Annotated in this window: 9 protein-coding genes; all 9 read left to right on the top strand. The window is 68.0% G+C overall.

The genetic code is table 11. The annotated features are described in order from the left end of the window. The first annotated feature begins 91 nt into the window (after positions 1-91). The 9 genes from E2F46_RS07640 to E2F46_RS07600 all read left to right on the top strand — a co-directional run bounded on the left by E2F46_RS07640 (position 92) and on the right by E2F46_RS07600 (position 13,297). Positions 92-1,726, top strand: coding sequence for a TldD/PmbA family protein (locus E2F46_RS07640; protein WP_165967393.1), 1,635 nt, complete (start codon positions 92-94; stop codon positions 1,724-1,726). A gap of 183 nt (positions 1,727-1,909) precedes the next feature. Then, positions 1,910-3,544 (top strand): TldD/PmbA family protein, encoded by a 1,635-nt coding sequence (locus E2F46_RS07635; RefSeq protein WP_133321485.1) that lies wholly within the window; start codon positions 1,910-1,912, stop codon positions 3,542-3,544. Between the two features lie 22 nt (positions 3,545-3,566). Continuing rightward, positions 3,567-4,901 (top strand): TldD/PmbA family protein, encoded by a 1,335-nt coding sequence (locus E2F46_RS07630; RefSeq protein ID WP_133321484.1) that lies wholly within the window; start codon positions 3,567-3,569, stop codon positions 4,899-4,901. A gap of 563 nt (positions 4,902-5,464) precedes the next feature. Continuing rightward, on the top strand, positions 5,465-6,163 hold the full coding sequence (locus E2F46_RS07625) for a DUF4159 domain-containing protein (RefSeq protein WP_133321483.1): 699 nt from the start codon (positions 5,465-5,467) through the stop codon (positions 6,161-6,163). Between the two features lie 19 nt (positions 6,164-6,182). Continuing rightward, positions 6,183-7,181: an AAA family ATPase gene (locus E2F46_RS07620; protein ID WP_133321482.1), complete on the top strand. Its 999-nt coding sequence runs from the start codon at positions 6,183-6,185 to the stop codon at positions 7,179-7,181. A gap of 14 nt (positions 7,182-7,195) precedes the next feature. Next, a complete protein-coding gene (locus tag E2F46_RS07615) occupies positions 7,196-8,089 on the top strand; it encodes a DUF58 domain-containing protein (RefSeq protein ID WP_133321481.1) in 894 nt (297 codons plus the stop codon). Beyond that, positions 8,086-9,264 carry a BatA domain-containing protein gene (locus tag E2F46_RS07610; protein ID WP_133321480.1) on the top strand — a complete coding sequence of 393 codons (1,179 nt, stop codon included), beginning with the start codon at positions 8,086-8,088 and terminating at the stop codon, positions 9,262-9,264. Before E2F46_RS07615 ends, E2F46_RS07610 begins: the two co-directional genes overlap by 4 nt. After that, positions 9,261-11,462 (top strand): DUF4175 domain-containing protein, encoded by a 2,202-nt coding sequence (locus E2F46_RS07605; protein WP_243720347.1) that lies wholly within the window; start codon positions 9,261-9,263, stop codon positions 11,460-11,462. Before E2F46_RS07610 ends, E2F46_RS07605 begins: the two co-directional genes overlap by 4 nt. After that, positions 11,459-13,297 (top strand): carboxypeptidase regulatory-like domain-containing protein, encoded by a 1,839-nt coding sequence (locus E2F46_RS07600; RefSeq protein WP_133321479.1) that lies wholly within the window; start codon positions 11,459-11,461, stop codon positions 13,295-13,297. The genes E2F46_RS07605 and E2F46_RS07600 overlap by 4 nt, the downstream gene beginning before the upstream one ends. Positions 13,298-13,409 lie beyond the last annotated feature (112 nt).

Raw genomic sequence — 13,409 nt, 5'->3', positions numbered from 1 at the left:
ATGTGCCGGATGCGCTGCCATGACCATCGGCGTTTGACCGCGACACCGGCACCGCACCAGAATCCCGGCTTCCCCGACGTGGAGCAGGCCCGTGCAACGACGTGATTTCCTCGCCCTCGGTGGATTCGGCATGGGCAGCCTGTTGGTGCCTTCCCTGTTGGGACGTGCGGTGGCGGCGGAGGTCCTGGCTACGCCGATGGACGCGGCGCTGAAGAAGCCGCTGGCGGATGCCGGGCTGGAAGCCGCGCGTTCGTCGGGCGCGAGCTACTGCGACGTGCGCGTGGGCCGCTACCTGCGCCAATACGTGATGACCCGCGAGGACCGCGTGGAGAACGTGGTCAACGAGGAGTCGTTGGGTGCGGGCATCCGAGTCATCGCGAACGGCGCCTGGGGTTTTGCCGCGACCAACGTGCTCACCACGCAAGCGGTAGCGGATGCCGCGCGTCGCGCCACTGCGATCGCGCGCGCCAACGCGCGCCTGCAGGAGGAGCCGGTGCAACTGGCGCCGGTGACCGGCGTGGGCGAAGTGGCCTGGCGCACGCCGATCCGGCGCAACGGCATGGAAGTGCCGCTGGAAGAAAAGGTGGACTTGCTGCTGGGGGTGAATGCCGCGGCCATGGCGGCCGGCGCGGACTTCTTCAGCTCGCGCATGTTCGTGATCAACGAGCAGAAGTACTTCGCATCCACCGACGGCTCCTACATCGACCAGGACGTGCACCGCATCTGGGTGCCGTTCACCGCCACCGCGGTGGACAAGGCCAGCGGCAAGTTCCGCACCCGCGACGGCCTCTCGGCGCCGATGGGCATGGGCTACGAATACCTCGATGCCGACCCGTCTCAACGCTTCGAGATGCCGGGCGGCGTGGTGGCCTATGGCCGCAGCTACGACATGCGCGAGGATGCGGTGGCCGCGGCACGGCAGGCGCGCGAGAAGCTGTCCGCGCGCTCGGTCGAACCGGGCCGCTACGACCTGGTGGTCGACCCGTCCAACCTGTTCCTGACCATCCACGAGAACGTCGGCCACCCGCTGGAACTCGACCGTGTGCTCGGCTATGAGGCCAACTACGCCGGCACCAGCTTTGCCACCCTCGACAAACGTGAATCTGGCTACCGCTACGGCAGCGACATCGTCAGCTTCTTCGCCGACAAGACCCAGCCGGGCAGTCTCGGAGCGGTCGGTTACGACGACGAGGGCGTGAAGACCAAGCAGTGGGACCTGGTGCGCGACGGCATCCTGGTCGATTACCAGGCCACGCGCGACCAGGTGCACATGCTGGGCAAGACCGAATCCGATGGCTGCAGTTATGCCGATTCGTGGTCCAGCATCCAGTTCCAGCGCATGCCCAACGTGTCGCTGGAGGCGGGCAAGACGCCGCTGAGCGTGAAGGACATGGTGTCGGGCGTGGAGCGCGGCCTGTACGTGCACGGCCGCGGCTCGTATTCCATCGACCAGCAGCGTTACAACGCGCAGTTCGGCGGGCAGTTGTTCTATGAGATCAGGAACGGCGAGATCGCCGGCCTGGTCGAGGATGCGGCATACCAGATCCGCACCCCCGAGTTCTGGAATGCCTGTTCAGCGATCTGCGACGAACGCGATTTCCGGCTGGGCGGCTCGTTCTTCGACGGCAAGGGCCAGCCCGGGCAGGTGTCGGCCGTCTCGCACGGCTCGGCGACGACGCGCTTCGATGGGATCAACATCATCAACACCGCGCGCAACCTGGGTTGACGCGGCCGGAGCATGGCCCGGACCGTGACGCATGCAGCGTCACCCCTGCCGAAAGTCATTTGACCCCATCGGGCATGGCGGCAAGAATCGACGGGTTGCCGTGACGGTCGCCTTGCGCGGTCGGTCCGGCGTTCCTTTCGCGCGGCGCCGCTGCGCGGGAGCCACAAAACCGGGAGAACTGCCTTGCAGCGTCGCGACTTCCTGGCCCTCGGCGGCCTTGGTGTCGGCAGCCTCGTGCTGCCATCCTTCCTCGGCAAGGCGATCGCCGCCGAGCAACTGCTCACGACACTGGACGTCGCGGTCAAGAAGCAACTCGCCGATGCCGCCCTGCAGGCGGCGACGTCGGCCGGAGCCAGCTATTGCGACGTGCGCATCGGCCGCTACCTGCGCCAGTTCGTGATGACCCGCGAGGACAAGGTGCAGAACGTGGTCAATGCCGAATCCCTGGGTACCGGCGTGCGCGTGATCGCCGATGGCGCGTGGGGCTTCGCGGCCACCAACACGGTGACGGCCGATGCCATCGCCGAGGCGGCGCGCCGCGCCACCGCGATCGCCAGGGCCAACGCGAAGATCCAGACCGAACGCGTGCAGTTGGCGCCCGCGCCGGGCCATGGCGAAGTGTCGTGGCGCACGCCGATCCGCAAGAACGCGATGGAAGTGCCGATCGCCGAGAAGGTGGAACTGCTGCTGGGCGTCAACGCCGCGGCCATCGAGGCCGGGGCAAGCTTCGTCAATTCCACCCTTTTCCTGGTCAACGAGCAGAAATACTTCGCCTCCACCGACGGCTCCTACATCGACCAGGACGTGCATCGCATCTGGGCGCCGATGACGGTGACCGCGATCGACAAGGCCAGCGGCAAGTTCCGCACCCGTGCCGGGCTGTCCTCGCCGATGGGCCTTGGTTACGAATACCTCGACGGCGATGCCTCGCAGAAGTTCGTTTCGCCCAATGGCGTCGTGAACTACGGCCTGTCCTACGACATGCGCGAGGACGCCATCGCCGCCGCCAGGCAGGCGCAGGAGAAGCTCAAGGCGCCGTCGGTCGAGCCCGGCCGCTACGACCTGGTGCTCGACCCCTCGCACCTGTGGCTGACCATCCACGAGAACGTCGGCCATCCGCTGGAGCTGGACCGCGTGCTTGGCTACGAGGCCAATTATGCCGGCACCAGTTTTGCCACGCTGGACAAGCGCGAGCAGCGCTTCCAGTACGGCAGCGAGCGCGTGACCCTGTTCGCCGACAAGATCCAGCCCGGCAGCCTCGGTGCGGTCGGCTACGACGACGAAGGCGTGAAGTGCAAGCGCTGGAACCTGGTGGAGGACGGCAAGCTGGTGGACTACCAGACCATCCGCGACCAGGCGCACATCCTCGGCAAGACCGAGTCCGACGGTTGCTGCTACGCAGATTCCTGGTCGAGCGTGCAGTTCCAGCGCATGCCCAACGTGTCGCTGGCGCCGGGCAAGGACAAGCTGTCGGTCGCCGACATGATCTCGAACGTCGAGAACGGCATCTACATCATCGGCGACGGTTCGTTCTCGATCGACCAGCAGCGCTACAACGCGCAGTTCGGCGGCCAGCTGTTCTACGAGATCAAGAACGGTCGCATCACCCGCATGCTGGAGGACGTGGCCTACCAGATCCGCACGCCGGAGTTCTGGAACGGCTGCTCGGCCATCTGCGACGACAGCGATTACCGCCTTGGCGGCTCGTTCTTCGACGGCAAGGGCCAGCCTTCGCAGGTTTCGGCCGTGTCGCACGGTTCGAGCACGGCGCGCTTCGACGGCATGAACGTCATCAACACGGCCCGTTCGCTCGGCTGACCGGACCAGGAGACCCAACACCATGAGCATCTTTACCGAAGCACAGGCCAAGGCCATCCTCGACAAGGTCATCGCGCTGTCGCAGGCCGACGAGTGCACCGCGTCGCTGTCCGGCAGCATGGCCGGCAACATCCGCTTCGCCCGCAACAACGTGTCCACCAGCGGCATCGTCGAGAATGTGCAATTGGGCGTGAGTGTCGCGTTCGGCAAGCGCGTGGGCACCGCCACCACCAACGAGTTCGACGACGCCTCGCTGGAACGCGTGGTGCGCCGCGCCGAGGACCTGGCGCGGCTGGCGCCGGAGAACCCCGAGTTCATGCCGGCCATCGGCAAGCAGACCTATGCGCCGACCAGCACGTTCAGCGCCGCGACCGCGGCCATCACGCCGGAGTTCCGCGCCCAGGTGGCCGCCGACTCCATCCTGCCGTGCCGCGGCAACGGACTGGTGGCCGCCGGCTTCCTCGAGGACAGCCAGGGCTTCACCGCGATCGCCAACAGCAAGGGCAACTTCGGCTACCAGACCTCGACCAGTGCCGACTACACCTGCACCGTGCGCACCGAGGACGAGCGCGGTTCCGGTTGGGTGGGACGCAACGTCACCGACATCTCGACCTTCAATGCCGGCCGCAACGTCGACATCGCCATCCGCAAGGCGCGCGATTCGGCCGACGTGCGCGCGCTGGAACCGGGCAAGTACACCGTGATCCTGGAACCGCACGCCGCGGCCGGGCTGATCTCGTTCATGATGAACTTCTTCGACGCGCGCAGCGCAGACGAAGGCCGCAGCTTCCTGTCCAAGCGCGGCGGCGGCAACAAGGTGGGCGAGCAGGTGTTCGACCCGCGAGTGAACATCGTCTGCGACCCGGCGCACCCGGAGGTGCCGGTGCTGCCGTGGGACGGCGACGGCCTGCCGCGAACGGCGATGCCGGTCATCCAGGACGGCAAGGTGGCCAACCTGGCGTACTCGCGCTACTGGGCCAACCGCCAGGGCGTGCCCGAGCGGGCGATGCCCGGCAACCTGATCATGTCCGGCGGCACCAAGTCCACGGCCGACCTGGTGCGCGAGACGGAGCGCGGTGTCCTGGTCACGCGCACCTGGTACATCCGCATGGTCGATCCGCAGACCGTGCTGCTGACCGGCTTGACCCGCGACGGCACGTTCTACATCGAGAACGGACAGGTCCGTTATCCGATCAAGAACTTCCGTTTCAACGAGTCGCCGGTGATCATGCTCAACAACATCGACGAGCTGGGCAGGCCGATCCGCGTGAGCGGCGACGAGTCGCGGTTCGCGATGATGATCCCGCCGATGCGGTTGCGGGACTTCACGTTCACCTCGTTGTCGGATGCGGTGTGAGTCAGGTATTGGTTGATGGTGGCTGTTGCATTCCCCATGCCGGCGCGAGGGTCCTCCCAGACCCGTAGGGCGCCGCACATGGACGTGCGGCGTTTTCCGACCGACCCAGGATGGGGAGTCGGAAAATCCCGACGTACTCTCCGACCCATCGTTAGCTTCGTCGGGGAAGGCCCTTTTTCTTTGGTTCGTTTCTTTTTGGGCCAGCAAAAAGAAATGAACCCGGCCGCGAAGCGGGCGGAAGCTGTTGCTTTTCCTCTTGTCCATGAAGAAGCAAGAGCAAGAGCTTCCGCCCATGAACGGGCGGGTTACTTTTCTTTGCTTGCCCAAAGAAAAGTAACCAAAAGAAAAAGGGCCTTCCCCGACGGAGCTAACCAGTCGCATCGGTCTCGACGGGATTTTTCGACAGGACACCCCTGTCCTGTCGAAAAACGGCTGGCGTCCATGCCAGCCGCCCTCCGGGTCTGAATAGGATGTCGTTCATTTGGGTGGAAGAGCGAACACGTGGATGAACTGCGAATTTGTAGGTTGTTAGCGGATCCGACATTCGACAAGGTCCTGAGTCGATGAATCGCGCGCAATTCCTCCGGATGATGCTCGGCGCCGCCGCAGCCGCGGCGCTGCCGCAGGTGCGTGCGCAATCGGCCGCCTACGATTTCTGGTTCACCCGGCTCAAGTACGATTCCGGCGACTGGGACGTGGACGAGCGGATGCCGTCGAACATCATCACCTCGCTGATCGACTACACCAACCTGCGGGTCGATCCCAAGGAGCACGTGGTCGAGCTGGCCGACCCGAAGATGTTGCAGGCGCCGTTCTGCTACCTCGCCGGGCACAAGCTCGTCGAGTTCAACCCGGCCGAGCGCCGCAATTTCGAGCGCTATGTGCGCAACGGCGGCTTCGTGTTCGTCGACGACTGCAACCACGACATCGACGGGCTGTTCGCCAAATCGTTCGAGGCGCAGATGGCGTCGATCTTCGGCGCCCGTGCCCTGGCGAAACTGCCGAACACGCACGCGATCTACAGCAGCTTCTTCCGCTTCCCGGACGGCCCGCCGGCCACCAGTTTCGAGCTCAACGGCTGGGGCGACGACCTGGTGCACGACTACCTGAAGGGCATCCACATCGACGGCCGCCTCGGCGTGCTCTACAGCAACAAGGACTACGGCTGCGAGTGGGACTACGACTGGCGGAACAAGCGTTTCCTGGCCGAGGACAACACGAAGTTCGCGGTCAACATCGTGATCTACGCGCTGACGGCATGAGCACCCCCACAGGAACGACATGACTCCCCCCCTCACCGAATCCGAAATCCAGTCGCGGCTGGCGCGCCTGGACGCACTGCGCGATGCCATCGCCACTGCCATCGTCGGCCAGCACGACGTGGTCGAACAGCTGTTGACCGGCCTGCTTGCCGGTGGGCATTGCCTGCTGGAAGGCGTGCCCGGCCTGGGCAAAACCCTGCTGGTGCGCACGCTGGGGGAAGCGCTGGACCTGCAGTTCCGCCGCGTGCAGTTCACCCCGGACCTGATGCCCAGCGACTTGCTGGGCACCGAACTGCTGGAGGAGGACCACGGCACCGGGCATCGCCATTTCCGCTTCCAGCAAGGGCCCGTGTTCACCAACCTGCTGTTGGCGGATGAATTGAACCGCACGCCGCCGAAGACGCAATCCGCGCTGCTGGAGGCGATGCAGGAGCACACCGTCAGCTATGCCGGGACGACCCACGCGCTGCCGTCGCCATTCTTCGTGCTGGCGACGCAGAACCCGATCGAACAGGCTGGTACCTACCCGCTGCCGGAGGCGCAGCTGGACCGCTTCCTGCTGCACATCGCACTGGAGTATCCCTCCGAGGCGGAGGAGCGCGATATCCTGTTGCAGACCACTGGCTCGCACGTGGTCGAGGTGCCGCGGGTAATGGGCGGTGAGGACGTACTGGCGCTGCAGGCGCTGGTGCGCGAGGTGCATGTCGGCGACGACGTGCTCGGCTGGATCGCACGGCTGGTCCGCGCCACTCGACCGGGCGACGACGCACCCGCGGTGGTGCGCGAATACGTGCGTTGGGGCGCCGGCCCGCGCGCCGGCCAGTCGCTGGTACTGGCCGGCAAGGCGCGCGCGCTGTTGCAGGGTCGCCTGGCGGTGACGCGCGAGGACGTGGCCGCCCTTGCTGCACCGGTACTGCGCCATCGCCTGCTGCTGTCGTTCGCGGCCGAGGCCGAGCGCAAGCGTCCGGATGACGTGGTGGCCGCCTTGCTGCGCGAAGTGCCCTTCAGCAAGGCCTGACGGAGCGACGCCGGATGGCCCGCGACCTCCTGCCCGCCGAACTGCGGGCGCGGCTGTGCGACTTGCGCATCGCGTCGCGCCGCACCAGCCCGTTGCGCGGTGGCGGACAGCATCGCAGTCGCGATCGTGGTGCCGGGCTGGAGTTCTCGCAATACCGGGCCTACGAGCCCGGGGACGAACTGCGGCGGATCGACTGGAAGCTGTACGCACGCAGCGACCGCTTCTTCGTGCGCGAAGCCGAGCGAGATAGCCCGCTGGCGGTGTGGGTGCTGCTGGATGCCAGCGCATCGATGGCGCAGTCCGACGAGTCCCGTCCCGACTGGATGCGGCTGGATGCCGGAAAAGCGTTGGCTGCGGCCATTATCGAAACTGCGGTTCGGCAGGGGGATCGCATCGGCCTGGCCGTCCTGCATGACGCGGGCTCGACCTGGTTGCCTGCATCGTCCGGATCGCGTCACCGCGATCGCGCGTTGCTCGCCTTGCATGGCGCGCAGGCTGGCGGCGGCGTACCTGGCGAGCAGGCCTGGCGCCCGCTGTGGGAACGCATTGCCGCGGATGAGATGGTGGTCTACATCGGCGACTGCTTCGATGACGGGCCGGTGTCGCTGCTCGAGCGCCTGGCGCGCGCCCGGCGCGAGGTCTGCGTGATCCAGGTACTGACGGCTGCGGAGCGCGATTTCCCGTTCGCCGATGGCAGGCGCTTCATCGATCCCGAGACCGGCGAGGAACTGCCCGGCGACGGCCGCGCACTGCGCGAGGCGTTCCTGGCGAGGTTCGGCGAAGCGCAAGGGGTGTTGCATGCACGCTTCGATGCGGCCGGTATCCGCCACGCGACCTGCCATCTGGACACGGCGCTGGACTTGCCGTTGCGCACCCTGTTCCCGACGCACGCCGGTGGCGCTGGATGAGCCTGTCGTTGCTGCTGCCGGCCGCGCTGTCCTCGCTGCTGGCCCTCGGCATCCCGCTGCTGCTGCATCTCGCGCGGCGCGAACAGCAGCGGCGCACGGTGTTCGCGGCCCTGCGCTGGCTGCGCGCGCGGCCACGGCCACGACGCAGGATCCGGTTCGACGAATGGCCGTTGCTGCTGTTGCGCCTGATGCTGCTGGCGCTGCTGGCGTTGTGGCTGGCGCATCCGGTGTTGATCGGCACCGGCGATCGCACGCCGTGGATCGCCGTTGCGCCGGACGTCGATCCTGCCGCTGCATCCGCGGCCGTGCAGGGCGAGGCGGCAGAGGTGCGCTGGCTCGCGCCGGGATTTCCTGCCGTGGACACGCCGTTGCCTGCGGCATCGCGTCGACCGCCGCTGGCCAGCCTGCTGCGCGAGCTGGACGCCCGGCTGCCAGCCGACGCGCCGCTGCGGGTGGTCGTACCGGCGAGCGTCGCGGGGTTGGATGGCGCAGTCGTTTCGCTGTCGCGAGACGTCGACTGGCAAGTGATCGAAAGCGGTGCCGCAAAGGCTGCGGATGCCGTCGAAGCAGAAGTATTCGACCTTGCGATCCGCCACGCGCCGGGGCAGGCGGATGCGTTCCCGGTGCGCGCGCTGCGTGCGGCCGCGCTCGCATTGCGCGATAGCGATGCTGCCGATGCGCCATTGGATGTTGCCGACGCGCAGGTGCCGCTCGACGCGGGCACGCAACGCCTCGCCTGGCTGGCGCCGGGCACGCTGCCTGCGGGCATCGTGGGCTGGATCGAGGGCGGTGGGGATGCGCTGCTGGCGTTTGATGTCGAAATCGTACTGCCGGAAACAACGCGTCGCACGCTTTGGCGCGATGTTGAGGGTGTCGCACTGATCGAGGAGGCCCCGTTGGGCGCGGGGCGCATGATGCGTCTCCTGCAACCGATGACCCCGGATGCGATGCCGCAGTTGCTGGACCCCGGCTTTCCGCAACATTTGCGGGCGCTGTTCGACGCAACGCCCGCACCGGGCGTTGCCCATGCGCACGAAGTCGCCCCCACGCGCAGCCCCATGGCGTGGCCGGTCGCGCCTCGCGATCTGCGGCCTTGGCTGGCCTTGTTGATCGCGCTGCTGGTGCTGGCCGAACGCTGGCTGGCGACATCGATGCGCCGCGAGGTGCGGCCGTGAGCGACGTGCTGCGCCGGCTTGCACAGGCATCGCGCATGCGCGCGACATCCAGCATCGCGCTGGCAGGCATCGCTGCGGCGCTTGCATTCGCGGCACTGGCCTGGCGCATGTGGGGGACGACCGCAGCCTTGGTGTTGTTTCTCGGGGGATGCGTGCTGGCAATTGCCCTGGGTGCATGGCGGGCGCGCCGGTTCGATATCGCTTGGGCAGCGGCACGGCTCGACGCCGCACGGCGCGATCTGGATGACAGCGCCCACCTGCTGTCGCGTCCGCAGGCATCGTTGTCGCCGTTGCAGCGCCTGCAGCAATCGCGCGTGCAACAGCGATTGCGCGATCGCCCGGCGCCGGATCTGCGGCCAGCATGGTCCTGGCACCTCATCGTGCCGGCATGGGCATTGGCGGTCCTGGTCGTGGCATGGGCGTTGGCATGGCCGGCAGCGACCATCGTGCCGTCCACGGCGACGCAGGCGTCGCGTGCCACGGCAGCTGTTGGACCACCTGCGTTGCAGACGGCAACACTCAACATCGCGCCGCCCGCCTACACCGGCATCGCCGCCAGCCGGACAGACTCGCTGGACGCACAGGCGCCTGTCGGTTCGCGCCTGCAATGGCGGCTGCGCTTCGATCCGCAACCCGAGGGCGTCGTGTTGCGGACGCACGAGGATCGTGACATTCCGCTGCGGCGCGAGGAGGGCGACTGGCTGGCCGAGACAGTCCTGGATGCCTCGATGCTTTACCGCGTGGTGGTGCAGGGCGATGCCGCGGTGGCAAGCCTGCATCGCATCGATGCCCGGCCCGACCAGCCGCCGCGCGTGCGCGTGCGACAGCCGGAACGGGCCCTGACCCTGGCCGATCCCCTGCCGCGCGCGTGGGCCGTGGCATTCGAGGCCGAGGACGACCATGGCCTGGCCATCGACGCGCGCCTGCTGGTCACGCGTACGGAAGGGACCGGCGAGAACATCCGTTTCATCGAACATGACATGGCGCTGCGCGGGCGAGGCGACCGCCGGCAGCTCCGATTCGAAACCACGCTCGATCCGGCGCGTTACGGCGTGCAGCGTGGCGAGGACCTGATCGTGCGACTGGAGGTGCGCGACAACCGCGCGCCGCAGCCGCAGGTCGCGCGCAGCGCCAGCGCGATCCTGCGCTGGCCGGAGCGCACGCCGCTGGGCGCCGAGGGCCTCGACGGACTGGCGCGGCAAATCCTGCCGGCGTACTTCCGCAGCCAGCGCCAGATCATCATCGATGCAGAAGCGCTGATCGCGGAAAGACCACGCCTGACGGATGACGCCTTCCTCGCGCGATCCGACACCATCGGCGTCGACCAGCGCCTGCTGCGCCTGCGCTATGGCCAGTTCCTGGGCGAAGAAAGCGAAGGGGCGCCGTCTTTGCCAACCAGCGACTTGCCGACCAGCGACCTGGACCCGGACTCGCTGCCCGGCTCGCCACATGCGCACGACGACGGCCAGGACCATTCCGACCATGCGCATGGCCCCGGCGACGGACATGGCCACGACCACGACGATCACGACCATGCGGTCCCGGCACCCACCGACGGTTTCGGCGATGGCAGTGGTGTGGTCGAAGCCTTCGGCCACATCCACGACCTGCCGGAAGCGGCGACGCTGCTGGACCCGAAGACGCGCGAAATCCTGCGCGGCGCGCTGCGCGAGATGTGGCAGTCCGAGTTGCACCTGCGCCAGGGCGCGCCACGGGATGCGCTGCCCTACGCCAACCGTGCGCTGGAGCTGATCAAGCAGGTGCAGCAGGCCGACCGCATCTACCTGCCGCGGGTTGGGTCGCAATTGCCCCCGGTGGATGAAAGCCGACGCCTTGGCGGCAAGCGAGATGGCATCGCTTCGCGCGCCTTGCCCGCACCGCCCGCACGCGACACCGATCCAGTGCTGGCGGCGTGGCGTGGGCTCGAGACGGGGGCTACCCCCGATGTCGCCGCACTCGATGCGCTGCAGGCCTGGGCGGCGACGCATCCGGCGCGTGTGCGCGATCCGCTGGCGCTGGTGGCGGCGATCGATGCGCTGCGCATCGACCCAGCGTGTCGCAGCTGCCTCGACGCACTGCGTGCGGTGCTGTGGGCGGCGATGCAGCGCCCGGCGGCGGGCATCGCGCCGCGCGATGCGGCGGGAGCATCCGGTCGACGCTATCTCGATGCGCTGCAGGCAGGGGAGGGCGCGCAATGAACCTGCCGCTCGCCACCGCTGTGGTCCTTGCCGTTGCGGCTTCGGTCGCGTGCCTGCGCGTGGCGTGGCGTTGGCATCGCCTGCGCAGGCAGGTCCGGCCATGGCGCCCGATCGTGCTGTTGCTGGCGCAGCCGCTGTTCGCAGGGTTGCTGTACCTGACGCTGTTCCCACCGGAGCGCGCGGTCCGTGCCGAAGCCGTGTTGACGGTCCTGGCGGAAGGCGCGGATGCGCGCGAAGCGATGCGGGCAAGGGGGCGTGTGGTTGCGCTGCCGGAAGCGCCCGCCGTGCAAGGCGCCGAACGCGTGCCGGACCTGGCGACGGCGTTGCGGCGATACCCGGACACGCGTGCGCTGCACCTCATCGGCTTCGGACTGCCTGCCCGCGACCGCGATGCCGCGGCGGGCTTCGCGATGGAGGCCGCGTTCCCGCCGATGCCGCGAGGGCTCCACGCGCTGGCCGTCGAAGAAGACGTGGTCGCTGGGGCGCGGTTCGCCGTGTCCGGCAGGGTCGCCGGTGCCGACGGGGCGCAGGTCGAACTGCGCGACCCGGCGGGCCGCCTCGTCGATGCGGTTGCCGTGCACGAGGGCGGTGAGTTCCTGCTGCACGCACCCGCATTCGCACCCGGGAGCGCGATGTTCGACCTGCAGGTCAGCGATGGCGATGGCGTGCGCATCGAAACCGCCGATGTGCCGGTTCGTGTCCAAGCTGCGCCACGATTGCGCGTGCTGCTGCTGGCTGGCGCGCCGAATCCTGAAACCCGCGCGCTGCGACGCTGGCTGCAGGACGCGGGGTTCGACGTGGATGCGCGCATTGCGCTGGGCGCAGGCATGCAGCTGGGCGACGCGCCGTCGATCACGACGGATGCGTTGGCGCGCCATGACCTGCTGATCGCGGATGCACGGGCTTGGTCCGATCTTGGTAGAAGCGGTCGCGCGACGGTGCTGCAGGCTGTCGATGCCGGGCTCGGCCTCATGGTGCGCGCCGACACGGTGCTGGCTGGCGCGGCATTGCAGTCGCTGCAGGGCGATGGCCTGCGTTTCGAGGGCGGTCGTGGCACCAAGGTGGTCCGTGTTCCAGCGCCGATACTATCTGGCGACGATGCCATCCACGCCTGGCGGGGGACCGGCAGCGACGATGCGCCGATCGAGACGACCGGACAGGACGAGGATATACCCACGCTGACGCATCGCGACTGGCGTGTCGTGGGTACAGGCGCAGTGCCGATGCGGTTCGCCGCCGAAGGCGCGCCGCCGGGATGGTGGCATGCACGTGGCGAGGGTCGCGTGGGCATCTGGACCCTGCTGGACACCTGGCGATTGCCGCTGTCCGGGCATGCCGACCTGCATGCCGGGCTGTGGAACGCGGGCCTCTCGCCATTGGTACGTGCGCGGGCGAGGGATGCCGCGGAGATCATCGGGACCCGGCGCGTCGACGAGCGGCTGGCGATCTGCACCCCTGCGCAGGACGCCTTCGTGCTGGCGCCGGACGGACGTCGCGTCGCGCTTGTCGCTGATGCCGCCGCACGCGGTTGCGCTGCGTTCTGGCCACGCAGCGCTGGCTGGCATGTGCTGGAGACGCCATCGGAACGACAGTGGTTCCATGTGTCGAACAAGGACGCGCTGCCGGGCGTGCGTGTGGCGGAGCTGCGAGAGGCCACGCTGGCGCTTGCCGCGCGGCCGGATCGCCCGGCGTTGTCGGACGAGCGCGTTGGCGTGGTGCATCAGGCCACCAGCGCCTGGCCCTGGTTCCTCGCCTGGTTGGCATTGGCCGCGGCCCTGTGGTGGCTCGAACGCTCCCGGCTCGGTCATCGCGAAGTGGGTGGCGAGTCACGTTGACCGGCGCGCTATGCTGCGCGCTTTCCAGGCTGGAGCGGGCGATGTCGATCCATCCGTGTCGTAACGGTTTCGTTCGCGATGCATCCCGGTGCAGGGGCCATCGTCCCGCGCA

This window comes from Luteimonas aestuarii (genome assembly GCF_004357985.1).
Taxonomy (GTDB): Bacteria; Pseudomonadota; Gammaproteobacteria; order Xanthomonadales; family Xanthomonadaceae; genus Luteimonas; species Luteimonas aestuarii.
The sequence above is the reverse complement of the archived record's forward strand: the minus strand, read 5'-3'. Positions and strand labels throughout refer to the sequence as shown.